The 23,616-nt window shown below is 63.6% G+C and carries 30 protein-coding genes; 18 read left to right on the top strand and 12 right to left on the bottom strand.

From position 1 onward, the window contains the following. Positions 1–45: 45 nt before the first annotated feature. The 3 genes from JV18_RS0112510 (at position 46) to JV18_RS0112500 (ending at position 3,063) form a co-directional block, all read left to right on the top strand. On the top strand, positions 46–1,338 hold the full coding sequence (locus JV18_RS0112510; protein ID WP_081944786.1) for a serine hydrolase domain-containing protein: 1,293 nt from the start codon (positions 46–48) through the stop codon (positions 1,336–1,338). Positions 1,339–1,417: 79 nt separating this feature from the next. Beyond that, positions 1,418–2,395: an NAD-dependent epimerase/dehydratase family protein gene (locus tag JV18_RS0112505; protein WP_033074750.1), complete on the top strand. Its 978-nt coding sequence runs from the start codon at positions 1,418–1,420 to the stop codon at positions 2,393–2,395. Beyond that, positions 2,383–3,063, top strand: coding sequence for a glutathione S-transferase family protein (locus tag JV18_RS0112500; protein ID WP_033074749.1), 681 nt, complete (start codon positions 2,383–2,385; stop codon positions 3,061–3,063). The genes JV18_RS0112505 and JV18_RS0112500 overlap by 13 nt, the downstream gene beginning before the upstream one ends. 13 nt (positions 3,064–3,076) lie before the next feature. Here JV18_RS0112500 and JV18_RS0112495 read toward each other — a convergent pair whose 3' ends face one another. Then, a complete protein-coding gene (locus tag JV18_RS0112495; RefSeq protein WP_033074748.1) occupies positions 3,077–3,358 on the bottom strand; it encodes a hypothetical protein in 282 nt (93 codons plus the stop codon). Between the two features lie 31 nt (positions 3,359–3,389). Next, positions 3,390–3,626, bottom strand: a complete 237-nt coding sequence (locus JV18_RS0112490; RefSeq protein WP_033074747.1) for a hypothetical protein — start codon at positions 3,624–3,626, stop codon at positions 3,390–3,392. A gap of 327 nt (positions 3,627–3,953) precedes the next feature. On the opposite strand from JV18_RS0112490, the gene leuC reads away from it, so the two are divergent. The 6 genes from leuC to JV18_RS0112460 all read left to right on the top strand — a co-directional run bounded on the left by leuC (position 3,954) and on the right by JV18_RS0112460 (position 8,597). Continuing rightward, complete coding sequence (gene leuC / locus JV18_RS0112485) at positions 3,954–5,384, top strand: 3-isopropylmalate dehydratase large subunit (protein ID WP_033074746.1); 1,431 nt, start codon at positions 3,954–3,956, stop codon at positions 5,382–5,384. Between the two features lie 43 nt (positions 5,385–5,427). Next, a complete protein-coding gene (locus tag JV18_RS0112480; protein ID WP_033074745.1) occupies positions 5,428–6,285 on the top strand; it encodes an N-acyl homoserine lactonase family protein in 858 nt (285 codons plus the stop codon). Continuing rightward, entirely contained in the window at positions 6,282–6,878 is a 597-nt protein-coding gene (gene leuD, locus JV18_RS0112475; RefSeq protein WP_033074744.1) for a 3-isopropylmalate dehydratase small subunit, read from the top strand. Before JV18_RS0112480 ends, leuD begins: the two co-directional genes overlap by 4 nt. A 65-nt stretch (positions 6,879–6,943) precedes the next feature. Further along, positions 6,944–7,939 (top strand): NADPH:quinone oxidoreductase family protein, encoded by a 996-nt coding sequence (locus tag JV18_RS0112470; protein WP_033075340.1) that lies wholly within the window; start codon positions 6,944–6,946, stop codon positions 7,937–7,939. Continuing rightward, entirely contained in the window at positions 7,936–8,217 is a 282-nt protein-coding gene (locus tag JV18_RS15795) for a DUF167 domain-containing protein (RefSeq protein WP_081944785.1), read from the top strand. The genes JV18_RS0112470 and JV18_RS15795 overlap by 4 nt, the downstream gene beginning before the upstream one ends. Before the next feature lie 56 nt (positions 8,218–8,273). After that, the gene (locus JV18_RS0112460) at positions 8,274–8,597 is read left to right on the top strand and encodes a hypothetical protein (RefSeq protein ID WP_235303271.1); all 324 of its coding nucleotides are present in this window, start codon (positions 8,274–8,276) and stop codon (positions 8,595–8,597) included. 50 nt (positions 8,598–8,647) lie between these two features. Here JV18_RS0112460 and sdhA read toward each other — a convergent pair whose 3' ends face one another. From sdhA to JV18_RS0112430, 7 genes are all read right to left on the bottom strand, one after another. Beyond that, positions 8,648–10,462: a succinate dehydrogenase flavoprotein subunit gene (gene sdhA, locus JV18_RS0112455; RefSeq protein ID WP_033074741.1), complete on the bottom strand. Its 1,815-nt coding sequence runs from the start codon at positions 10,460–10,462 to the stop codon at positions 8,648–8,650. Between the two features lies 1 nt (position 10,463). Further along, positions 10,464–10,868 carry a succinate dehydrogenase, hydrophobic membrane anchor protein gene (gene sdhD, locus JV18_RS0112450; protein ID WP_033074740.1) on the bottom strand — a complete coding sequence of 135 codons (405 nt, stop codon included), beginning with the start codon at positions 10,866–10,868 and terminating at the stop codon, positions 10,464–10,466. Next, on the bottom strand, positions 10,868–11,305 hold the full coding sequence (gene sdhC, locus JV18_RS0112445; protein ID WP_033074739.1) for a succinate dehydrogenase, cytochrome b556 subunit: 438 nt from the start codon (positions 11,303–11,305) through the stop codon (positions 10,868–10,870). Before sdhC ends, sdhD begins: the two co-directional genes overlap by 1 nt. A gap of 110 nt (positions 11,306–11,415) precedes the next feature. After that, the gene (locus tag JV18_RS15260) at positions 11,416–11,976 is read right to left on the bottom strand and encodes a GIY-YIG nuclease family protein (protein ID WP_144243928.1); all 561 of its coding nucleotides are present in this window, start codon (positions 11,974–11,976) and stop codon (positions 11,416–11,418) included. Between the two features lie 219 nt (positions 11,977–12,195). Continuing rightward, positions 12,196–12,696 carry a 30S ribosomal protein S9 gene (gene rpsI / locus JV18_RS0112440; RefSeq protein WP_033074738.1) on the bottom strand — a complete coding sequence of 167 codons (501 nt, stop codon included), beginning with the start codon at positions 12,694–12,696 and terminating at the stop codon, positions 12,196–12,198. After that, entirely contained in the window at positions 12,696–13,175 is a 480-nt protein-coding gene (gene rplM / locus JV18_RS0112435; RefSeq protein WP_033075339.1) for a 50S ribosomal protein L13, read from the bottom strand. Before rplM ends, rpsI begins: the two co-directional genes overlap by 1 nt. 210 nt (positions 13,176–13,385) lie before the next feature. Next, the gene (locus JV18_RS0112430) at positions 13,386–14,417 is read right to left on the bottom strand and encodes a COX15/CtaA family protein (RefSeq protein ID WP_033074737.1); all 1,032 of its coding nucleotides are present in this window, start codon (positions 14,415–14,417) and stop codon (positions 13,386–13,388) included. Positions 14,418–14,542: 125 nt separating this feature from the next. Between JV18_RS0112430 and JV18_RS0112425 the strand changes: the two genes are divergently transcribed. The 6 genes from JV18_RS0112425 to galU all read left to right on the top strand — a co-directional run bounded on the left by JV18_RS0112425 (position 14,543) and on the right by galU (position 19,413). Continuing rightward, positions 14,543–15,463, top strand: coding sequence for a M48 family metalloprotease (locus tag JV18_RS0112425; protein ID WP_033075338.1), 921 nt, complete (start codon positions 14,543–14,545; stop codon positions 15,461–15,463). A gap of 51 nt (positions 15,464–15,514) precedes the next feature. Further along, a complete protein-coding gene (gene msrA, locus JV18_RS0112420; protein ID WP_033074736.1) occupies positions 15,515–16,057 on the top strand; it encodes a peptide-methionine (S)-S-oxide reductase MsrA in 543 nt (180 codons plus the stop codon). A 175-nt stretch (positions 16,058–16,232) separates the two neighbouring features. Continuing rightward, a complete protein-coding gene (locus JV18_RS0112415) occupies positions 16,233–16,748 on the top strand; it encodes a YfiR family protein (protein WP_235303257.1) in 516 nt (171 codons plus the stop codon). Then, a complete protein-coding gene (locus JV18_RS0112410; RefSeq protein ID WP_033074734.1) occupies positions 16,745–17,956 on the top strand; it encodes a diguanylate cyclase domain-containing protein in 1,212 nt (403 codons plus the stop codon). The genes JV18_RS0112415 and JV18_RS0112410 overlap by 4 nt, the downstream gene beginning before the upstream one ends. 21 nt (positions 17,957–17,977) lie before the next feature. After that, the gene (locus JV18_RS0112405) at positions 17,978–18,481 is read left to right on the top strand and encodes an OmpA family protein (protein ID WP_052071982.1); all 504 of its coding nucleotides are present in this window, start codon (positions 17,978–17,980) and stop codon (positions 18,479–18,481) included. Positions 18,482–18,549: 68 nt separating this feature from the next. Further along, complete coding sequence (gene galU / locus JV18_RS0112400; protein WP_033074733.1) at positions 18,550–19,413, top strand: UTP--glucose-1-phosphate uridylyltransferase GalU; 864 nt, start codon at positions 18,550–18,552, stop codon at positions 19,411–19,413. Positions 19,414–19,453: 40 nt separating this feature from the next. On the opposite strand, the gene aqpZ is transcribed toward galU, so the two are convergent. Both aqpZ and JV18_RS0112390 read right to left on the bottom strand, forming a co-directional pair. After that, complete coding sequence (gene aqpZ / locus JV18_RS0112395) at positions 19,454–20,179, bottom strand: aquaporin Z (protein WP_033074732.1); 726 nt, start codon at positions 20,177–20,179, stop codon at positions 19,454–19,456. 115 nt (positions 20,180–20,294) lie between these two features. Continuing rightward, positions 20,295–21,581, bottom strand: a complete 1,287-nt coding sequence (locus JV18_RS0112390; protein WP_033074731.1) for a methyl-accepting chemotaxis protein — start codon at positions 21,579–21,581, stop codon at positions 20,295–20,297. A 184-nt stretch (positions 21,582–21,765) separates the two neighbouring features. On the opposite strand from JV18_RS0112390, the gene JV18_RS0112385 reads away from it, so the two are divergent. Beyond that, positions 21,766–22,071 carry a hypothetical protein gene (locus tag JV18_RS0112385; RefSeq protein ID WP_033074730.1) on the top strand — a complete coding sequence of 102 codons (306 nt, stop codon included), beginning with the start codon at positions 21,766–21,768 and terminating at the stop codon, positions 22,069–22,071. Positions 22,072–22,099: 28 nt separating this feature from the next. Here the strand turns inward: JV18_RS0112385 and JV18_RS0112380 are convergent, their stop codons facing one another. Then, positions 22,100–22,804, bottom strand: a complete 705-nt coding sequence (locus JV18_RS0112380) for a S24 family peptidase (RefSeq protein WP_200879101.1) — start codon at positions 22,802–22,804, stop codon at positions 22,100–22,102. 124 nt (positions 22,805–22,928) lie between these two features. On the opposite strand from JV18_RS0112380, the gene JV18_RS0112375 reads away from it, so the two are divergent. After that, positions 22,929–23,201: a hypothetical protein gene (locus JV18_RS0112375; protein WP_033074729.1), complete on the top strand. Its 273-nt coding sequence runs from the start codon at positions 22,929–22,931 to the stop codon at positions 23,199–23,201. Then, positions 23,198–23,596, top strand: coding sequence for a hypothetical protein (locus JV18_RS15515; protein WP_081944784.1), 399 nt, complete (start codon positions 23,198–23,200; stop codon positions 23,594–23,596). The genes JV18_RS0112375 and JV18_RS15515 overlap by 4 nt, the downstream gene beginning before the upstream one ends. The last annotated feature ends 20 nt before the right edge of the window (positions 23,597–23,616 follow it).

Below are 23,616 nucleotides of genomic sequence, written 5' to 3'. Positions count from 1 at the left end.
GGCTAAGAGGGCGGCCTCACAAGGTCGCCTTCATAATCGAAAAACATGCAGCGCATTGTCACAATCCTTCTTGCGATAACCGCGCTGCTGGGCGCCGGCTGGTTCGGCATTCATGCTTTCGGGGGCAGCCAGCCGCTGGCGAGCGTGCCCATTCCGCTGCGCGCACCGGAAAATCTGCCCGACACCCCCGACGAATGGAAAGGGCGCATCGACTATCGCGCGCTCGACCGGCAGTTGACCGATATTGCCGCGCGCCCCGAAATGGCCGGGCTGGCTGTGGCGGTGGTCGAGGATGGCGAGCTGCGTTTCGTGCGCACCTATGGCGTCGCCGACCGCGCGAGCGGCGCCCCCGTCACGCCGCATACCCTTTTCCGCTGGGCCTCGGTTTCCAAGACCGCCGCCGGGGCCATGGCCGCCGCGCTCGCGCAGGATGGCGCCCTCGACCTCAATCGCCCGCTGGCCGACTGGCAGACCTCCTTGCGCCTCCCGCATGGCGCAGAAAATCGCGTCACCGTCGGACAATTGCTCGCCCAGCAGACGGGGCTGACGAAAAATGCCTATGATGAAAAGCTGGAGGAAGGGCAAAACCCGGTCGCGCTGCGCAGCCAGCTTGTCGCGGCGCCCCTCCAATGTGAGCCCGCCACCTGCCACACCTATCAGAATGTCGCATTCGATGCGGCGAGCGAGATAGTGGCCGCCGCCGCCAACCGCCCCTTTGCCGATCTGGTCGAGGATCGCTTTTTTCGCCCCCTCGGCATGATCAGCGCCGGCTATGGCAAGGACCGGCTGGTGGGCGCTCGCGATTGGGCGCAGCCCCACGCCCGACGCGACCGCAACCCCTTGAAAGAAGCCTATTGGCGCGTTCCCGCCGCTGCGGGCGTCAACAGCGATATCGTCGATTTCGCGACCTGGATGCGCGCGATGATGGGCGAACGTCCGGACATATTTTCGCCGGCTGCATTGGAAACCGCGCACCGCGCGCGCGTCGTCACCCCGCGCCCCTATGGCGGCGATATCCGGCGCACGATTGGCGAAGCCACCTACGGGCTCGGCTGGCGGCGCTTCTCCTACCATGGCCATTGGCTCGAAGGCCATTCGGGCGCAGTGTCGGGGTATCGCGCAACGATGATCTTTGAACCCGCGACCAAAACGGGCGTGGTTGCCCTGTGGAACAGCGACTGGGGCTTTCCTTTCCGCATCCCCTTTGCCGTTATCGACAGCTATCATCGCCGTGCCGATACAGCCTGGCTCGACCTCAGCGAACTTCCGCCGGTCGTCCCCGAGGCGCCCCCCACCCCGGTTTCGGCGGCGCCCCCGCCGCAACCTGAAACCCGCTGAGCGCATCCCGCGCGGCCCCGCTTGCTCCGGCCCGGCTCCCCCCTGTATAGGCAGCGCGCCAGCCAGAAGGAGACTGTTCATGCGCGTCCTGCTCACCGGATCCTCGGGGTGGCTGGGGCGCTATCTCGCGCCGATGCTGCGCGCGGCGGGGCATGAGGTTACCGGGCTGGACGTCGCCCCCGGCCCCGACACACAGATCGTCGGCAGCGTCGCCGACCGCGCGCTGGTCGATCGCACCATGGCGGACCATGGCATCGAAGCGATCATCCACAGCGGCGCGCTCCACAAACCCGACATCGCCCGCTATCCGCGCCAGGCCTTTGTCGACGTCAATGTCACCGGCACGCTCAATCTGCTCGAAGCCGCCGTGGCGGCAGGCAATGACCGCTTCCTCTTCACCTCGACCACCTCGCTCATGATCCGCGCCGATGTGCGCGCGGGCGCGGGCGAGGCGGGCGCCTGGTGGATGGACGAAAATTTCGGTCCGCTCGAACCCCGCAATATCTATGGCATTACCAAGCTCGCCGCCGAACAGCTTTGCCGCCTCGTTCACCGCGAACAGGGGCTGGCGACGCTGATCCTGCGTACCGGCCGCTTCTTTCCCGAAGAGGACGACACGCTGACCGCGCCCCATGGCCTCAATCTCAAGGCCAATGAACTGCTTCACCGGCGCCTGACCGTCGAGGATGCCGCCGCCGCCCATATCGCGGCGCTGGAGCAGGCGCCCGCCATCGGCTGCGACAGCTTCATCCTCTCCGCCCCGCCTCCCTTCACGCGCGATGACGCCGCCGAACTGGCCCGCGATGCCCGCGCGCTGATCGAGCGCCGCTTCCCCAAGGCTGCCGCTCTTTACGCTGCGCGCGGTTGGGTTCTGCCCGACCGGATCAACCGCGTTTACGACCCCTCGCATGCCGAAGCGCGGCTGGGCTGGCGCGCCCGCACCGATTTTGCCGCGGTGCTCGACGCGCTGGAAAAGAACGCACCACTGCCTTTCGCCCACGACCCCGCCTATACTTCCCCCATCGTCCGTCAGGAGCGCGCTTCATGTATGAACTGATCACCGCCAACCGCAATTATTCCAGCTGGTCGCTGCGCCCCTGGATATTGATGAAGGCGCTGGGCCTGGACTTCGAAGACCGGATCGAACCCTTCACCCGCCCGGTCAATTATGAGGATTTCCGCAGCTTCTCGCCCACCGGCCAGGTCCCCGCGCTGCTTCATGAGGGGCGGACCATCTATGATTCGCTCGGCATCACCCTCTATCTCGCCGACCGGCATGAGGGTGTTTGGCCCGCCGACCCCGACGCCCGCGCCTGGGCGCAATGCGCGGTGTGCGAAATGCACAGCGGTTTCAGCGCGCTGCGCAATGATTGCACGATGAATATCGGCGTCCGCGTCACGCCAAAGCCCATGTCCGATGCGCTACGCACCAACGTCCTGCGCCTCCGCGAATTGTTCGAGGAAGGGCTGGCACGCTTCGGCGGCCCCTGGCTTGCAGGCAGCGAATTTTCCGCCGCCGATGCCTTTTTCGCGCCCGTCGCTTATCGCATCCGCACCTATGGCCTCGATGTCGGAAAGGGGCAGCTCTGGGTCGATCACATGCTTGCACACCCCGCGATGCAGAATTGGGAAAGCCAGGCTCTCGCCGAAAGCTGGCGGGAAGAGGCCCATGAGGCCGAATTGCAGGCCGCGGGCGTCATCACGGCCGACTATCGCATGAGTTGATGAAGCAGCCTGATCAATAAGCGGGCGGATCGCTCGCCGGAAAGCTTTCATCAACCGCCTGATCGACCCGTTCCCACGGGCGCTGCACCGGATCGCGCATTGCATCGGGTCCGGCCGAGCGCGTCTGGCTGATATTTTCCGAATCGGTTTCATGATCGCAAAAGGCTGCGGCGTGTTTTTCCGCCTTGCTGGGCGCGCTGCGCCCCAGCAGGGCACGGCCCATGCCCCAGACAGCGGCCGCGCCGCCGATGAATTTGATCGAGCGCCACAGGGGCGATGCTTTACTGGCTGTCATAACGATCCTTTCCAACAGGGCACATGGCCCTTCATTGAATAATCCAGAGATAATCCTCACCCGAACGCGCCGATCCCAGATGACACAGCGGCGTGCCCGCCCGGCTGAGCTCTGCCCAGCGGCCGCGGGCTTCGCCCGCCGCAATAGAAAGCGCGTAAGCGGGATTGGCGGCGTCAAATTCCACGCGCTTGGCTTGGCCGACACCATCTTCTTGATAGCGCAGCGCATAACAATGTTTCACCGTGCCAGCGGGCTGCGCTGTTTCCATTGCCTGTCTCCTATCCTTCCGGTCGCAGGCAGGAAAACGAGCGCCCTGCGGCTAAGTTGCCTGCGGACGAGCCGGTGCGCGCGCTTTGCGACGAAAGGAAAGCATGAGCGGATAAATGCACAAGACCGGTTGCCCACGGCCGATAACTCTCCATCCACGCGCCGCAACTGCAAGCATTCGGCTCTCCTCAAAGCCCTTTTCAGCGCCCGCAAAATGAATGGGGGCGAAAGCAAGGCTTTCGTCCCCTTCATATATTATCACGACCGATAATTGCGTTTTCGAACGCCACTGGCTTGCAAAGTGAGGTGGGGGGGCTAAGTGATCCGCATGACCCGGCCTCGCACCCTTTATGAGAAAATCTGGGACGCGCATGTTGTCGAACGGCGCCCCGACGGAACCTGCCTGATCTTCATCGACCGGCATCTTGTCCATGAAGTCACCAGCCCGCAGGCCTTCGCCGGGCTTCGTGCGGCGGGCCGCACGGTGCGCCGCCCCGATCTGACGCTTGCGGTGCCCGATCACAATGTGCCGACGACGGCGCGCAAGGATGCACAGGGCAACCGCCTGCCCATTGCCGATGCCGAAAGCGCCGCGCAGCTTGCCGCGCTCGAGAAAAACGCCCCCGAATATGGCATCCGCTATATCGACGCGGTCGCGCCCGAACAGGGCATCGTCCATGTCGTCGGGCCCGAACAGGGATTTTCGCTGCCCGGCACCACCATCGTCTGCGGCGACAGCCACACCGCCTGCCACGGCGGCATTGGCGCGCTCGCCTTCGGCATTGGCACCAGCGAGGTCGAACATGTGCTCGCGACGCAAACCTTGCTGCTCCAGCCCGCAAAGACGATGGAAGTGCGCGTCGAGGGCGAAGTCGGACCCGGCGTCAGCGCCAAGGATATCATCCTTCACATTACCGGCACCATCGGCGCGGCGGGCGGCACCGGCCATGTCATCGAATATACGGGCAGCGCGATCCGCGCGCTCAGCGTCGAAGGGCGTCTGACGATCAGCAATATGGCGATCGAGGGCGGCGCGCGCGCCGGGCTGATCGCGCCCGACGATGTGACCTTCGCTTATCTCAAGGGCCGTCCCTATGCGCCCAAGGGCGCCGACTGGGACGATGCGGTGGCTTATTGGCGCAGCCTCGCGACCGATCCGGGCGCAACCTATGACAAGGTCGTCGTCATCGACGCCGCCGATATCGCGCCCAGCGTCACTTGGGGCACCAGCCCCGAGGATGTCGTGCCGATCACCGGCACCGTCCCCGATCCCGCGAGCTTTGCCGACCCGTCGAAACAGGCCGCCGCCGCCAAGAGCCTGGCCTATATGGGGCTGGAACCCGGCACGCGGATGCAGGATGTCGCGGTCGAAAATATCTTCATCGGCAGCTGCACCAACAGCCGCATCGAGGATATGCGCGCCGCCGCCGCCGTCATCAAAGGCCGCAAAAAGGCCGATAATGTCAAATGGGCCATCGTCGTCCCCGGATCGGGGCTGGTGAAAGCACAGGCCGAAGCCGAAGGGCTCGACCGCATCTTTATCGAGGCAGGCCTTGAATGGCGCGAGCCCGGCTGTTCGGCCTGCCTCGCGATGAACCCCGACAAGGTTCCCGCGGGCGAACGCTGCGCTTCGACCAGCAACCGCAATTTCGTCGGCCGCCAGGGCCCGGGCAGCCGCACCCATCTCGTCAGCCCCGCGATGGCCGCCGCCGCTGCGGTCACCGGCAGGCTGACCGATGTGCGCGAATTAATGGGCTAATTCGATCAGCATTTTGAACAACACAAGCCAAAGGAGGAAGAAGATGGTCTGGAAACGCTTTACCGCCCTTGCCGCCAGCGCTGCGGCGCTCCTGCTTCCTGTCAGCGCGAGCGCCCAATCATCCCCCGCCGCCGCCCCGCTCAGCCTCACGCGGCTCGATTGCGGCACGGTGCGCGTCAATCAGCTCAATGCCTTTTCCGACACGCTGGCCTATACAGGGCAAAGCCGCGACCTGTCGGTTGGCTGCTATCTGATCCGGCACGGCGACACGCTGATGCTGTGGGACTTCGGCCTTCCGCTCAGCCAGAAGAATGCCGTGCTCAGCCGCGAAGGCGTAATGTCCTCGTCGATGAAGCGCACGATGGCAGAACAGCTTGCCGATCTCGGGATCAAGCCCGCCGACATCGATTATGTCGCGCTCAGCCATTATCATTTCGACCATATCGGACAGGTTGCGGAATTTCCTACCGCCAAGCTGCTGATCGGCAAGCAGGACTGGGACGTTCTCACCAGCCCCGACAAGCCCGCATCGGTCGACGCGGTTCCCTTCGCCCCCTGGATCAAGGGCGGCGCGCCGGTGGAGCCCGTCAGCGGCGACAAGGATATTTTCGGCGATGGCCGCGTCGTGATGCTGAATATGCCCGGCCATACCCCCGGCCATCATGCGCTGCTCGTCCGCCTTGCGGAAACCGGCCCCGTGCTGCTGACCGGCGATCAGGCGCATTTTCAGGAAAATTACGACAGCAATGGCGTCCCCGGTTTCAACACCGACCGCGCCGACACGCTCGCCTCCTTTGACCGGTTCAAGGCGCTCGCCAAAAATCTGGGCGCCACCGTCATCATCCAGCATGAGCCGCGCGATATCGCAAAGCTGCCGCCTTTTCCGAAAGGCGCCCAATGACCCCGCTCGACAAGGTCGAAGGCCGCGCGATTCCACTGGGGCTGAAAAATGTCGATACCGACGTTATAATCCCCGCCCATTGGCTGAAAACGGTCAGCCGCGAAGGCATGGGGCGCGGCGCCTTTGAAAGCCTGCGCGCCGATCCCGACAATCTGTTCGACCGCCCCGAATATAAAGGCGCACCGATCCTGATCGCGGGCGACAATTTCGGCTGCGGGTCGAGCCGCGAACATGCCGCATGGGCGCTCGGCGACCTCGGCATTCGCGTCGTCATCGCGCCCAGCTATTCGGACATTTTTTCGGGCAATGCGGTCAAGAACGGCATTTTGCCTGTCGTGCTTCCCCAGCCCGCCATCGACCGGCTGATGGAGGTTGCGGCGACCGACCCCATTCATGTCGATCTCGACACGCAAACGGTGACCACGCCCTTTCAGGACCGGTTCGTCTTCGACATCGACCCGTTCCGCAAAATGTGTCTGATGCAGGGTCTCGACGAAATTTCGCTCACCGAAAAAAGCGGCAACGCCATCGCCGCCTATGAAGAAAAGCTCGATAGCGAGCGCCCCTGGCTGCGCCCCGTCGCGCACGCCTGACCGGACGCTGCCGGGCCCTTCCTTCGGGCCTGCGGCGTCAACAAAAGAAAAGGAGAAGGATGATGATGAAGGCTCTCTTGTCGACCGCGACCGGCGGCCCCGAGACGCTCACCCTGGGCGAATTGCCGCGCCCGACCGCGGGCAAGGACCAGATCGTCATTGATGTGAAGGCGTGCGCGGTCAATTTCCCCGACACGCTGATCATCGAGGATAAATATCAGTTCAAGCCCGAACGCCCCTTCGCCCCCGGCGGCGAGGTTGCCGGGATCGTCGCCGAAGTGGGCGAAGGCGTCACCCAGTTCAAGGTTGGCGACCGGGTGATCGCCGGATGCGGCAATGGCGGCATGGCCGAAGCCATCGCGGTCGGCGTCCACAACAGCTATCATCTGCCCGAGGGGCATGATTTTGCCGAAGGCGCCTCACTCCTCATGACCTATGGCACCAGCATCCATGCGCTGCTCGACCGCGGCCATATCAAGGAAGGCGACACGCTGCTCGTGCTCGGCGCCTCGGGCGGGGTCGGCATTGCCGCCGTCGAGCTCGGCAAGGCCTTTGGCGCGCGCGTTGTCGCGGGCGTCTCGACCGAGGACAAGGCGCAGGTCGCGCGCGATGCCGGCGCGGACGAAGTCGTCGTCTATGGCTATCAGCCCTTTGACAAGGATGCGTCGAAGGCGCTGGCCAACAAGTTCAAGGAAGCCGTGGGCCCCGGCGGCGCGAATGTCATCTATGACGCGGTTGGCGGCGATTATTGCGAGCCTGCGCTGCGTTCGATCGCGTGGGAAGGGCGCTATCTGGTCGTCGGCTTCCCCGCGGGCATTCCGCGCCTGCCGCTCAATCTCACCCTGCTCAAAAGCTGCGATGTCGCGGGCGTCTTCTGGGGTGCCTTTGCGATGCGCGAGCCGCAGCGCAACCGCGACAATATCGCGCGCCTGTTCCAGCTTTGGGATCAGGGCAAGATCAAGCCGCGCGTCATGGGCACCTATCCGCTCGAAGAAGGCGGCAAGGCGATTGCCAAGCTCGGTGACCGCAGCGCGGTCGGCAAGCTGGTGGTCACGATCTGAAATATCGCCCCGACCCCGCGCTGACCGCGGCGCTTCGCGCGCTGGCCAGCAGGGCCGGACGGATCGAGCTGCGCGTCACCCCCGGCGCGCGGCGCGATGAGGTGCGGATCGTCGATGGGGCGGTGCAGCTGCGCGTCACCGCGCCCCCCGCCGACGGCGCCGCCAACGAGGCGGTGCTGCGCCTCCTCGCCGCCGCACTGGGCCGCCCGCGGCGCGACCTCACGCTGCTGCGCGGCGCTACGGCGCGGATCAAGCTTGTCGGAATTGCGCCCGAATAAGCGGGGGCCGCCCTCGCCGTTAACATTTTGTCAGGGCGCGGCCCTTAAGACGAAAAATGGACAGATGGGACTGCGGGATTATCGCCATGGCGCGACATCGGATGATGAAGGACGGACCAGCCGCGGGCGTGGCCACCATTTCACGCACCCGCCGCGCCCGGCTGATCGCCGAATTTGAAGGCGAACTCGGCATCGACCACAAGGCCCGCGCGCGCCGCGCCTATGAAGAAAAACGCTGGCGCATCCTCAAGACGATCATCGTCTGGACAATCGCGGTGATGTTCTTCCTGATCGCCTGTCAGAAACTCTGGATCATGGGCCAGAATGTCGACCGCCCCTTCACCGACATCAACCCCGCCCACGACCTGTTCGGCAGCTAAAGCATAGCCGTTCGTGGCGCCGCCCTGACCGGACGGCGCCAGAAATATCCTCAATATACCCGCGCCTTCGGCTGGATATACTCGGCATCGTCGGTCAGCGTATATTCGTGGACCGGACGGTAATCGAGTTTGACCCCGCCGCCCTTGCCGCCCCAGCCGTCGAACCAGGCCACCGTATGCTTCATCCAATTCGCATCGTCGCGGTTCGGGAAATCCTCATGCGCGTGGGCGCCGCGGCTTTCCTTGCGGTTATGCGCCGAATGCATCGTCACCGACGCCTGCGCGATCAGATTGTCGAGCTCCAGCGTTTCGATCAAATCGGTGTTCCAGATGAGGCTGCGATCCGTGACATGCACATCCTGCATGCGCTCATAGGTCTTCGCGAGCTTGTCCTTGCCTTCGGCCATCAGTTCATCGGTGCGGAAGACGGCGGCGTGCTGCGACATGGCGCGCTGCATTTCGGTGCGCACCTCGGCCGTGGGCGATCCGCCATTGGCGTTGCGGAAATGGTCGAGACGGGCGAGCGCCAGATCGGCGCTGTCCTTGGGCAGCGCGGGCTGCGCCGCGCCGGGCTGGAGCAGTTCCTTGAGCCGGTGACCCGTTGCGCGGCCAAAGACGACAAGGTCGATCAGGCTGTTCGACCCAAGGCGGTTCGCGCCATGGACCGACACGCAGGCCGCTTCGCCGACCGCGAACAGGCCGGGAACGACGGTGTCGGGGCCGTCCTTGCCCAAGGTCACGACTTCGCCATGATAATTACAGGGAATGCCGCCCATATTATAATGAACCGTCGGCACCACGGGGAGCGGCTGACGGGTCAGGTCGACACCCGCGAAAATCTTTCCGCTCTCGGTAATCCCGGGAAGCCGCTCGGCGAGCACCTTCGGATCGATATGGTCGAGGTGCAGGTAAATATGGTCGCTGTCCGGGCCAACGCCGCGGCCTTCGCGGATTTCGAGCGCCATCGAGCGCGACACGACGTCGCGCGACGCCAGATCCTTTGCCGACGGGGCATAGCGTTCCATGAAACGCTCGCCCTCGCTGTTGGTGAGGTAACCGCCCTCGCCGCGCGCACCCTCGGTAATGAGCACGCCCGCGCCGTAAATGCCGGTCGGGTGGAACTGGACAAACTCCATATCCTGCAAGGGAAGCCCGGCGCGCAGCACCATGCCGCCGCCATCGCCGGTGCAGGTATGCGCCGAGGTCGCGGTGAAATAGCAGCGGCCATAGCCGCCGGTCGCGAGCACGACGGCCTGTGAGCGGAAGCGATGGATGCTGCCGTCGTCCATGCACAGCGCAATGACGCCGCGGCAGACCTTGCCGTCGGGCGTATCTTCCATGATCAGGTCGAGCGCGAAATATTCGACGAAGAAATCGGCGTCATATTTCAGCGACTGCTGATAAAGCGCATGAAGCATCGCATGCCCCGTGCGGTCGGCGGCGGCGCAGGTACGCTGCACCGGCGGGCCTTCGCCCATATTCTGCATATGGCCGCCAAAGGGACGCTGATAAATGGTGCCATCGGCGTTGCGCGAAAAGGGCACGCCAGCATGTTCCAGCTCATACACCGCCTGCGGCGCTTCGCGGACCATATATTCGATCGCGTCCTGGTCGCCGAGCCAGTCGGAGCCCTTGACCGTGTCATACATATGCCACTGCCAATGGTCGGGCGTGTTGTTGCCCAGGCTGGCAGCAATGCCGCCCTGCGCCGCGACCGTATGGCTGCGCGTCGGAAACACCTTGGTAATGCAGGCCGTGCGCAGGCCTGCTTCGGCGCTGCCCATCGTGGCGCGCAGCCCCGATCCGCCCGCGCCGACGACGACGGTGTCATACAAATGGTCGATAATCTTGTAAGCTTCGGTCATTTCACATGCCCCCCGGCCCAAGCGCCGCGGGCGCAAGGGCGATACGGACGATGGCGAACAGGCCATAAGCCGCGCCGCCAATGGCAAAAAAGTTCAGCAGGACGAGCGCGAACAGCCGCGTCGCCTCGCCATGGACATAATCCTCGATCAGCACCTGCAGCCCCAGCCGCATGTGCCAGAATACGCTGATGATCATCAGGATCAGCGCGAGCGCGACCATCGGGGTCGAGGCCCAGCGCAGCACGGCGGCATGATCGGTGAGCGGCAGGCGCAGCAGCGACACGAACAGAAAGCCGACGAGCAGGATATTACCGAGCGCGGTCAGCCGCTGTTGCAGCCAATGTCCCGTTCCATGGTGCGACGAGCCAAGCCCGCGAACCCGGCCAAGGTGGGTTCCATTGCCCATTACAGCGATCCCTTCATGATATAGAGCCAGGTCGCAGCGGTCGCGAGTACGCCGGCGACCAGCACAATCGTCGACCAAAGCTTGTTGGTCTTGAGCTCATAGCCCGCGCCCGTGTCGAGCACGAGGTGGCGCATCCCCGAAAACAGATGCTGAAAGAAAGCCCAGGTCAGCCCGACAAGGACGATCCGGCCCAATATGTTCGTCACCTGATGCACGCTGCCTCCGGCGGGATCATGCCAGACGCAGGCGATAAAGGCCGCATAGGCATCGGGCCCCGCGGCCAGCGCACCCAGCCACCAGAGGAACATCAGCGTCCCGACGATCGCAAGCCCATCGCCGCTGACGCGGTGAAAAATGGACACCGCCATATGCGGCCCCCATTTATAGACCTGCAGGTGCGGCGCGCGCGGTCGCGCACCATGTTCTTTGCCAGCCATATCAGTCCCGTTTCCTGACTCTCTTCGGTCGATGAGGCCGGTTAAGCCTTCCGGGCGGGATATGCAATTGCTTAGGGCAGGAAGGGGTGGATTTCGGTCTGCTGAACGGCTTACCGTCGGTCAGCCAGCCAAGCACCTTCGGCTAAAGCGGCACATTCACTACGCGCGTGAGAAACTCTCGCTCTTTGCGGGTTTTTCCAACCGCCCAATTTCGTTAAATTCAGGCAGGGCTTGAGTTGAGAAATCAACTCCTCTTCCACCATGCGAGTATTGTCCACAACACTCACTTGGCTGGCCAGCAAGTTATCACCCATCCACTCCGTCAAACGCTTCTCGCCATCTTCTGTGAAACGAAAGTGGGTGAAATCTCTTTTGCTGCGCCCACTACCTCGCGCAATGGGAGAAAGTGCCAGCTTTTGTCGCAGCAACGCACCCAATGACCTTCGGGGCGAAGACCTACTGCTGTCTCGATAGCTTAGATGATTTCTGACTGAGAGGTCGTTGGCAGTCATTCCGATATAGAGAAGGCCCTGTTGGCCCGCCAAGATTCCTGGAACCTCCGCGTCGCCACGCAAGCAAAGGGCGTAAACTCCTGCACCATATTGAATAGGGATTTCCGCAATCGGCAGAAGATTGTCCAAAAGTCGTTTCGCGACAATCTCCGATGCCATGCGCCCCTCCATTGGCTCACCATGATATGCGGTAGATAAAATACTTTCCCAACAAATACGAAGCAACAGGGCATCCAATGAATAATAGATATATCGCTGCCAAAAACAGCATGGTCTAGTGGAAGCGTCTGTGTCTTGTGATATTGCCCACCCAAAGAAAAAGGGCGGCCCGTTGCCGGACCGCCCTTCCCTTTTCCACCCGTCGGCGGAAAATCTGTTTTAGCGCTTCGAGAACTGGAAGCTGCGGCGTGCCTTGGCACGGCCGTACTTCTTACGCTCGACCGCACGGCTGTCGCGGGTGAGGAAGCCAGCGGCCTTCACCGGGGCGCGCAGCGCGGGTTCGAAGCGGGTCAGCGCCTGGGCGATGCCGTGCAGCACCGCGCCCGCCTGGCCCGACAGGCCGCCGCCCTTGACGGTGGCGACAATGTCATATTGCCCAATGCGATCGGTCAGGCCGAAGGGTTGGTTGATGACGAGGCGCAGCGAGGGGCGCGCGAAATAGACTTCCTGATCGCGGCCGTTGACCGTGATCTTGCCCGTGCCGGGCTTCAGCCACACGCGGGCGACGGCGTCCTTGCGGCGGCCGGTTGCATAGGCGCGGCCCTGCTTGTCGACCTGCTTTTCGCGGAGCGGCGCGCTCGGCGTCGCGATCACGGCTTCGGTGCCTTCGACAGCGCCGGCGAGATCCTTGAGATCGGTCATGGTCTGTTCGTCAGCCATTATGCACCCACCTTATTCTTGCGGTTCATCGACGCGACGTCGATCACTTCGGGGTTCTGCCCTTCGTGCGGATGTTCGCTACCCGCGAAGATACGCAGGTTGCGCATCTGCTGGCGGCCGAGCGGGCCGCGCGGGATCATGCGCTCGACGGCTTTTTCCAGCACGCGCTCCGGGAAGCGGCCTTCGAGAATCTTCTCGGGGCTGGTTTCCTTGATGCCGCCGGCATAGCCGGTGTGCTTGTAATAGCGCTTGTCGGCCATTTTCTTGCCGGTGAACGCCACCTTGTCCGCATTGATGACGATGACATTGTCACCGCAATCGACGTGCGGGGTGAACGACGGCTTGTGTTTGCCGCGCAGGATATTGGCGATGATAGACGCGACGCGGCCCACGACGAGACCGTCGGCGTCGATCAGCACCCATTTCTTTTCGACCGTTGCGGCATTGGCCGACTGGGTCGTCTTGGTCAGCGCCTTCATGGCACGCTCCTTGAAGAGATGGACAAGGCGGCGGCTTTTGAAGTCCGCGCCCCGAAAACAAACCGCGCCGCCTTTTCCGACAGGGAATCGGCGACGCTTCGGAGCGGGCCAATGCGCGTGAAGCACCGCAAAGTCAAGCAGGGAGCGACTTTGCTGACGGGTATTATAATACCATGGGCGTTTCACGGCTCGTGGTGGCGGCGCGGAATCTCAGCTTTTAATGCGTCCCTGACGGTTGAGCGCCGCCGCCGTGGCCGCGACCAAAAGCGCGCCGACAAATTGATGCGCGACCGCGATCCACATCTGCATGTTCGACACGACGGTCACGATGCCGAGCATCATCTGCGCCGCAACCGCCGCGACAAGCCACAAAGCCTCGCGCCGCGCACCGCGCGCGGCAAGGCTGCGCGCAAGCAGCAGCAGCGCAAGCGCGGCAACCCACGCCCACCAGCGATGCAGGAAGTGAATTAGGAAAGGATCATTGGTGATCGCCATCCACGCCCCCCGCGACCAGTCGATCCCTTCGGGCACAAAATGATCGTTCATCATCGGCCATGTGTTGGCGACATAGCCGGCATTCAGCCCCGCGACCCAGGCACCGAGCAGCAATTGCACCGTCAGGACCAGCGCCACCATGGCTCCGCCGCGCGTCAATCGCGCGGGCCTTGCGGCGGGATCATGGACGAGCGCCGACAAATCGCGCGCGGTCCACACCAGCCCCGCGAGCAGCAGCAACGCGGTGAGCAGATGCGCAGCAAGGCGGAAATGGCTGACGTCGGTGCGATATTCGAGGCCGGAGACCACCATCCACCAGCCGATCGCGCCCTGCACCCCGACGAGCGCGGTCAGGGCAAAGAGCCGCCAGCCAAAACTCGCCGGAATGGCGCGGCGCCAGGCATAATAGAGCAAAGGCACGACCATCGCCATGCCGACCAGACGCCCCAAAATACGGTGAATCCACTCCCAGAAGAAAATCGCCTTGAAAGCGGCGAGCGACATGCCGCGGTTGATCTCCTGATATTCGGGGATCTGCTTATATTTTTCGAACTCGGCGATCCATTCAGCCTCGCTGGTCGGGGGGAGGACGCCCGACACCGGCTTCCATTCGGTGATGGACAGCCCCGATTCGGTCAGGCGCGTGATGCCCCCCACCGCCACGACGATGATCACCAGCACAGCGACGGCCCAAAGCCAGCGCGCGAGCGCGGCGGGCCGGGGGGAGGAAGAGGATGATTGCGCCATGTCTGCCCTATTGCCCCTCTCCCCCCGTTTCGCAAGGGGACGCTTTGTCCGGCGCCAAGGCCGGGGCCCTAGCTGCGATTGCCACGTCGCCATCGCGGCCCGCACCTGTTATGCGCGGGAGGGTCATGTTGCATCGCCTGTTCCTCCTCCCCCTGCTCGCACTGATCGCGGGCGCCGCCCTCCCCCGCCCTGCCATGGCGCGCGACATCGCCGAATGGGCAGAGCAAGAGGCAAGGCTCGCCGCGGTCGGCCACCGGCTTGCGACCGGCAGCGCCGCCTGGTGCCCGCGCCTCACGCCGCAGTCGGGCTGGCTGCTCTCCGACCTTCGCCGGTTCAACCGCCGCGACCGCGCCGAAGCCGCGCATTATGGCCCGCCGGACGCCCCCTTTGCCGCTGCTGTTGCCCCCGGATCGGCGGCGGCGCGCGCGGGGCTGCGCGTCGGCGCAGGGATCGCCGCAATCAATGGCGCCCCGGTCGCGGCAGCGGGCGAGGGCGAAACCGACCGCATCGACACGGTCATATTGATGGTCGAGGCGCTCAACCCCGCGGAGCCGATGGTGGTGACCGACGAGGCCGGCGCAACCTATCGCCTGGACCCGTCACCGGGCTGTGCCAGCGCCTTTCGGATCGAGGACAACGGGCCGCAAGCCGCCGCCAATGGCATGCTGGTGCGTGTGCATCGCAAGCTCGCGCGCAAGATCGACGATGACGCGCTGGCGGTCGTCGTCGCGCACGAGCTGGCGCATAATATCTTGCACCACCGCGCGCGGCTCGGCGACAATCGCTCCAGCGCCCGCGTGCGCGCGACCGAGGTGGAGGCCGACCGGCTGGGCGTGTGGCTGCTGGGCGATGCGGGCTATGACCCGCGCATCGCCATCAGCTTTTGGCAGACCTATAAAGGCCCGCTGTTTCGCGCCGCGACCCACCCGCCCCATCGGGAGCGGATAAGGGTGATCGAGGAAGAAATTGAAGCGCGCGCCGCGGCGCGGCGCGCGGACCCGACCGCCAAGCCGCCGCTGATCATCGCCACCCCGCCCTTGGAATAGCGCCGTCCGCCCCTATTTAGCGCTTCTCACCCCAGGACAAGGAAAGCCGACATGCCGCACGAGACCGCCATTTTCGCCGGAGGCTGCTTCTGGTGCACCGAAGCGGTGTTCCAATCGCTGGGCGGCGTCGAAAAGGTCGAGAGCGGCTATATCGGCGGCACGGTGGAAAATCCGACGTATAAACAGGTCTGCGGTGGCGACACCGGCCATGCCGAGGCGATCCGCATCAGCTTCGACCCCGCCGTCATCACCTATGACGATCTGCTCGACGTGTTTTTTGCAACCCATGATCCGACCCAGCTCAACCGGCAGGGCAATGATGTCGGCACCCAATATCGGAGCGCCATTTTCCCGCTCGATGACGTGCAGGAAGCCGCCGCGCGCGCGGGGATCGCGCGCGCGCAGCCCGATTGGTCCCAGCCCATCGTCACCAGCGTCGAACCCGCCGCCGCCTGGTATCCCGCAGAGGATTATCATCAGGCCTATTGGGACGGCGAAGGCCAGCGCAATCCCTATTGCATGGCAGTGATTCCCCCCAAGCTCGCCAAGCTGCGCAAGGGCTTTTCCGAAAAGCTGCGCGGTCAGGAAAGTTAACCGTTATTAACGGTAAATAGCGCCAAAGCTGTTGAGCTATGGCGAAAGGGAGTCAAAAATATTGACTTCCTGCCGGTTTTGAATAGCGGACACTTCGCTTGCGAAGTCCAAGTTGGACCAAAGCGCGGCGGGGGATTCTTAACAAGTGCTGGCATCTTTGCTCCTCATTGGCGCTTTGCATTCCACACCCCAGATGACGGTGCAGGCGGCCAGCCAGTCGCTGATCGAGGACGGTCCAGCGGGTATCTCGCGCGCCGTTAACCGGATGATCGGCGGGATTATCGGCTATGCCCGCTGGCCAGCCGTGCCACCTTCGGGCACCCGCCGCCTCTGCATCATCGGTCAGCCCCGCCTGGCCGCACCCATATCGCAGCGACTTCCGGGCGGATATCTTGTTCGCGCCGAGCGCATGTCGGCACAGGCCGCGATGGCCGGAAGCAGGTGCGACATATTATTCTTGGGGCAGCTCGCGTCATCCGACCGCCAACGGCTGATCGAATGGGTGCGCGGGCGCCCCATATTGACCCTGACCGACGATGATCCGCGCTGTCTTTACGGCGCCATGTTCTGCCTCGCGGCGCGCGGCCCGGGGCTAAGCTTTTCGGTCAATCTCGATGCGGTGGGCCGTGGACCGCTGCGCATCGACCCGAGGGTATTGAAAATTGGCGGGCCGGAAGGGGGGGCACGATGAGCGACGCGCGACCCCGCGATCCGGCTCCCCGCCGGACCAGCCTCCAGCGTCTGTTGTCACGCTTTCATTTCGGCATCACCCTGTTCGCCGTGGCGCTGTCGGGTGTGACCATTTTGCTCGCCGGGGTCACGGCCCTGCAAAGCTATGCCGATCGCAATATCGAACTTGCCGCTCAGCTCGGCGCCTATGGCGTGGAACCCGCGCTGATCTTCAACGACCCCACAGCGGCCCGCGAAGGGGTGCAGCCACTGACTGAAATGCAAGGCGTCGCCAAATTGCGCGTGCGCGACCATCGGCAGCGCACGCTCGTGCATTGGATATCGCCCGAGGAGGATCCGGCCCCCCTTCTCACCCGTCTCTTTTTCCCGCAGCCCGCGATCGTGACGGTGCGGCGCAACGGCTCGCCGGTGGGCACGGTCGAAGTCTGGGGCAATAGCGCAACGATGACCGACTATGTCCGGTTGGGGCTTCTGGCCGGCCTGATATGCCTGCTGGTCACCGCGCTTGGCACCATCGCGCTTGCGCGCCGTTTTGAATATGAGCTGGTGAAGCCCCTCAATGAAATTGCCACTGTGGCACATGATGTGCGGCTCCACCGGCGTTTTGACAAACGGGTCAAGCCGTTGGGGATCGTCGAGCTCGACCGGCTGGGCGGCGACATCAACGCGCTGCTGAATGAATTGCAGGGATGGCAGGGACATATGGAGGATGAGCGCGCCAAGCTGGCGCATCGCGCCTCGCATGACATGCTGACCGCGCTGCCCAATCGCGCCGCCTTTGACGAACAATTGGCGGCCCGGATCGAGGCCGCCGCGACGCAGCAGGCCCGCCTGGCCCTGCTGTTCATCGACGCTGACGATTTCAAGATCGTCAACGACAGCTTCGGCCATGGCGCAGGCGATATGGTGCTGGTCGCCTTGTCGGAACGGATCAAGAAAACGCTGCGCAAGGGCGATTTCGCGGCGCGGATCGGGGGCGACGAATTTGTCGTGATCCTCGATCTGCCTGACGGCGATTTCGACCTGGCGGCACTGACCGCCCGTATTCGCGAATGCGCGGACGAACCGGTCGCCCTGCCCGGCGGCGAAAGCTATCGCCCTTCGCTCAGCGTCGGCGCGGCCATTTTTCCCAATGATGGCCATGATGCCAAAAGCCTGCTTACCGCCGCCGATGCGGCCATGTATGAAGACAAGCTTCTCGATCGATAATTCTGCCCGTTATGGAGCCTGATGATGCCCTCCTTTTCTTCTTTTCGTTTGGTCTTTCTTGCCGCTGTCGGCACGCTGCTTGCCGCCTGCCAGTCGCTTCCCGCGCCCAAGGGGTTCAGTCCGGCGCAGATTGCGGTGCTGCAATCCGAAGGCTTTGTCCCGGCACAGGAAGACCCGGCCTGGATCCTGACCCTGTCCGACCGGCTGCTCTTTGCCACCGATGAAAGCGCGCTGGTCCCCGAACAGGTGGAACGCCTGACCAGCATGTCGCGCAACCTCCTGTCAGTTGGTATCAACAGCGCGGAAATCAGAGGCCATACCGATTCCACGGGTGCCGCCGATTATAATATGAAATTGTCGCAGGCCCGCGCTGCGGCCGTTGCTGCGCCGATGACCGAACAGGGGATGCAATTGCGCCCCGACCAGATCACCGGCTATGGCGAAACCATCCCGCTGTCGAGCAACGCCACCCCCGAAGGGCGGCAGGATAACCGCCGGGTCGAGATTATCGTCAGCCCTCAATAAGGATCATTTGCAAATCCGGCGCGTTCAGACAGCGACTTTTCAGCCTAACAGCAACAGGACCTCTTCCGATGAAGCCGATTCGCAAAGCCGTCTTTCCCGTGGCCGGTCTCGGCACGCGCTTTCTGCCTGCGACCAAGGCGATCCCCAAGGAAATGCTGCCCATCGTCGACCGTCCGCTCATTCAATATGCGGTGGACGAAGCGCGCGAGGCAGGGATCGAACAGATGATCTTCGTCACCGGCCGGGGCAAAAGCGCGATCGAGGATCATTTCGACATCGCTTTTGAACTGGAAAAGACGATGTCCGAACGCGGCAAGGATCTGGCGATCCTCGAACCCACGCGGCTGGGCCCCGGAAATTGCGCCTATGTCCGGCAGCAGGAGCCGATGGGGCTGGGCCATGCCATCTGGTGCGCGCGCGACATCGTCGGCGATGAACCCTTCGCCATTTTCCTGCCCGACGAATTCATGCACGGCTCGCCCGGCTGCATGAAACAGATGGTCGATGCTTATGCAAAGGTGGGCGGCAACCTTCTTTCGGTACTCGAAGTTCCGCGCGAACAAGTTTCCAGCTATGGCGTCATCGCCCCCGGGGCGCAAAAGGGCGCGCTGACCGAAGTGACCGGACTGGTGGAAAAACCCGCGGTCGCCGATGCGCCGTCGAACCTGATCATTTCAGGCCGCTATATCCTTCAACCCGAAGTGATGCGGGTGCTCGAAAATCAGGGCAAGGGCGCTGGCGGTGAAATTCAGCTGACCGATGCAATGGCGACGATGATCGGACAGCAGCCCTTTCACGCCGTCACCTTTGACGGAACCCGCTATGACTGCGGGTCAAAGGCGGGCTATATTCAGGCCAATCTGGCGCTGGCGCTTGAACGGCCCGATTTGGCCGACGCCGTCCGCGCCTTTGCCGTCGATCTGCTGAAATAAAGGGCGGGGAAATCCCCCGCCCCCCTTTATCTGCAACCTATTAATCGCCGTCGATATTGGGCCGTGCGACCAGATCGGCGCCAATGGTGCGGTAAAGCCAGCCGCCCGCGAGCGCGCCGATGACCGGCGCCAGCCAAAAAAGCCAAAGCTGTTCGAGCGCCAGCCCGCTTTCCACCAGCGCAGGCCCGGTGCTGCGCGCCGGATTGACCGAGGTGTTGGTCACTGGAATCGAAATCAGATGAATAAGCGTCAGCCCCAGACCGATGGCAAGCGGCGCAAAACCCGCAGGCGCCCGGCCGTCGGTTGATCCCATGATGATCCATAGGAAAATGCCCGTCAGCAAAATTTCCATGGTGAACGCGGACACAACATCATAGCCACCAGGCGAAGCTTCGCCAAAGCCATTGGCGGCAAGCCCGTCGACAGCCAGATCATAGGCCGCATTGCCGCTGACGACATAATAAAGCAGCAGCGCGGCGACGATGCCGCCGGCGACCTGCGCGAAAATATAAAGCGGTATGTCGCGCGCTTCAAAACGCCCCCCGGCCCACAGGCCCAAGGTCACCGCCGGGTTGAGGTGGCACCCGGAAATATGGCCAATGGCATAGGCCATGGTCAGGACCGTCAAACCAAAGGCAAGCGATACGCCCAGCAAACCGATTCCCACTTCCGGAAAAGCGGCGGCGATCACCGCGCTGCCGCATCCGCCGAATACGAGCCAGAATGTGCCGATAAATTCGGCCAGCCCTTTTTGAACATGCGTCATTGGACCCCTCCTCCCCCGTCGATGGCCCGACGCCATCGGCGCGAGGGAGAAGCGTAGCAGTTTGATTTTAAACGACAAGCTAGCGGAGAATAAGATAGCGCCATTTTGGCGGCAATCAGGCGGCGGCGACCGTCTCGACAAATTGATTGGCGCGCTGGTGCAGCGAGCGGGCGGTGCGGGTCAGCCCTGTCGCCAGTTCGCCCAGCGACACCGCGCCTTGGCCCGCCAGCGAGGCGCCGCGGCTGATATATTGGACGCGCTCGTCAATCTCCCGCCCCGCTGCGACCGCCTGTTCGACATAGCTGGCAATCAACAGCGCCGTCATGCTCTGCCCCGTCACCGCTTCATCGACGGCATCGGAAAAGTCGCTGTTCGCCGCAATGGCTCGCTCGGCCTCTTCAAAGCCATCGGCCACCTGTTCGACAATGTCGCGAATGCGCTGAATATAAGGGGTGATATCGCCTGCCGCGCTGCGCGTTTGCTTGGCTAGCATCTTCACCTCCGACGCCACGACCGCAAAGCCGCGCCCAGCCTCCCCGGCGCGCGCCGCCTCGATACCGGCATTCAGCGCAAGCATATTGGTGCGGCCCGCCATGTCGATGATAAGTTGCATCATCTGTTCGATTGCCTGTCCCGCTTCTTTCAGCGCCGCCGCCCGCTCGGCAGCGGTGCGCACCTTGGCCTGGGCCGCGTGGCGCGCGGTGCGCGCATGGGTGCCATCCTCGACGATGCGGGTCATGCTGTCGGCCAGTGCATGGCCGCGTTCGCCCAGTTCGCGCAAGCCATCGAGCGTCTGCGAGGAAGCGCCCGCGACCGACGCGGCATCGCGTCCCGTCTGTTCCGCGCGTTCGGACAGGCTGAAGGCGACTGCCTCCACCTCGCGCGCCGCTTCGGACAAGGCCTCGGCGAGGGCGGCGATATCGCGCTGAAAATCTCGGCCTGCATCATCGACCCGCGCGCCGCGCGCCGCGCGTTCCTGCGCCAGTTCGACCTCGCGCATCATCGCCAGCCGCGCAAGCTGCGCGCTGTCGAGCGTTTCGACGAAGCGCCCCTGGTCAACCAGCACCAGCGCCTCGCATCCCGGCGCTCGCCCCACACGCGCCAACAGCGCGGCGGTCGACTCGCTTGCCTCCGCAATCAGGCAGGGTTCCACCATCTGCTTGATCGACCCGCCGATGGTGGGATTTTGCATCAGCGAAAACCAATAGGGACAGAACAGCAGTTCGCGTACCTTTTGCTCGCGGATAATACCGATGGGCCGTCCCGCCTCGTCCAATATGGTTAGAACCGTCAGTTCGACATTGGCACGAAACAGGTCGATCACCTGTGACAAATGGGCATCGGCGTCCAATGTCGTGGAATGGCCGGAAGCCGGAAGGGGAAGCTGGTCGGCGGGGAGCATCTATCTCTTCTTTGTTGGTCCGGCGGTCCGCGACCGGACAGCAAGGGAGATAGCCCAACAAGGTAAACGCGAATTTAACCATTTGTTTCAATGATATGACAAAAGCAGCTTTTGACGGTTCATCGCAACAGGCTGTTCAGCATCCGGCGCCTATGTCATATCGGACGCCCCAAGGGAGGACAGGATGATCAAAGCGATAGTAGCCCTTTCGGCGGCCATGATGCTCAGCGGCTGCGTCGGCGCGGTCAAATCGGTGGTCACTGCGCCCGTAAAGGCCGTGGGTCAGGTGGCCGACTGGACGACTACCAGCCAAGACGAAGCCGACCGCAATCGCGGCCGCGAACTGCGCAAGCGCGAGGAACAGCTGGGCAAGCTGCAACGCGAACGCGACAAGGCGGCCGAAAAATGCCGCCGCGGCGAGCAACCGCAATGCCAGCGCGTCGAAGTGCTCGACCATGAAATAGAAGCGATGGTCTCAGCCCCCTATTGATCGGGGCCAGCGCCGTTTTTCCTGCCGGTCAGCGCACGCGGCGCCCGGTCCATACGACCCGCCCGATCAAATGAATGGCGGACATGGGCACATCCTCCCAGCTGCGATATTGGCTATTGTCGCTGATCACCGCAAGCCGTCCCGGCCCTGGCGCGCGCGCAATGCGCTTCACCATCAGCACATCGTCCATTCGCAGCACATAAATGCCATCGCGCAGCCGTGCCGCTGTATCGCCCCCGTCGACCAATATGTCGTCGCCATCGTTCAGCGTCGGCGTCATCGAATCGCCCTCGACGCGAATCAGGCTGAGCGCGCGCAGATCGGCGCCCAGTTCGCGCAGCCATTTGGGGTCAAAGGCAACCGCCCCCTCCACCGCTTCGCCATCGACGCTCGCACCCGCCCCGGCTGAGGCGCCAATCGCCAATTTGGGCACCAGCAACATATCGCCGACGCGCCGCTCCCGCTGCGCCGCTAGCGTCGGCGCAGCAACGCGCTGGACCGGGGCGCCCAGCATGGCTTCGGGCACTCCCAGAAAAGCGGCAATGCGCGCACGATCCTCCTCGGCCAGCCGCCGGGGCGAACCGCGCTTGATATATTGCTGAATATAAGCGGGGTTACGGTCGATCACCGCCGACAGCCGTGCATAATCGACCCCCTGCTCGCGGCATAGCCGATCGAGCGTGGCGCGCGGATCGCTGCCGCCCTCCCTTGCTTCATCCAAATCACTGGCCATGGGACGTCCTTCCTATTTCCTATTAGCAAACGGAAAAATCCTAGACAAGTAGGAAATCGCCCATCAAATAGGATTTATCCTATCGACGAATCACTCGCCATGTCAGTCAGCCAGGGAGGACGGAATGGAGCGCAGCCTGTTGCAACGTATCGAAGCATTTCTGAAAGAATCGGGCATGCCCCCGACCCTGTTCGGGCGTGCGGCGGTGCGCGACCCCCGGCTGGTGTCCGACCTGAGACGCGGGCGCGAGCCGGGGCGGCGGGTGATCACCCGCACCGAAAATTACATGAACCACTGGCGCGCCGAACGCGACGCGGGGCGCGTGCAGCCCGCACCGCCGCGCGCCGTCCAGCCGGGACGTCCAGCGGGAAACGGACCCAGGGAGCAGAAGGCATGATGCGGCTTTCGCCGCGCCCGGCTGCTCCCGCCTCCCGCGCCTTTCGTGCAGTTCCTCCGCCGGAGCCGCCGCGCCGCTGCCCCCACGGGCGCCTGTCCCGGCTACTAGCAGCGATGCTGCCGCCCATGGTGGTCATCACCCAAAGCCATATGCGCCCCTGGGCCAGCGCCAGCTTTGTCGGCGCGCGCCATATCTTTCACTGCAGCATTGCCAAAAATGCGGAAAGCGCCGCCGTGGCCGCCGGTCTGGCGGCGTCGCTGCAAGAACAAGCGAGCGCGCACGAATGGCATTTACCGCGCGATTTTGTCGCCGATGTCACGGTCGAAGCCGCGGCGGCGGGCGAAACCGGGGACGGCTCCGTGCTGATCGTGGAAATATTGACGGTCGAAGCCTGAACAGGTCTGCAGGTTGGAAT

The organism is Sphingopyxis sp. MWB1 (genome assembly GCF_000763945.1).
Taxonomy (GTDB): domain Bacteria; phylum Pseudomonadota; class Alphaproteobacteria; order Sphingomonadales; family Sphingomonadaceae; genus Sphingopyxis.
Note: the sequence above shows the minus strand (reverse complement) of the source record. Positions and strands in the feature narration are given on the sequence as shown.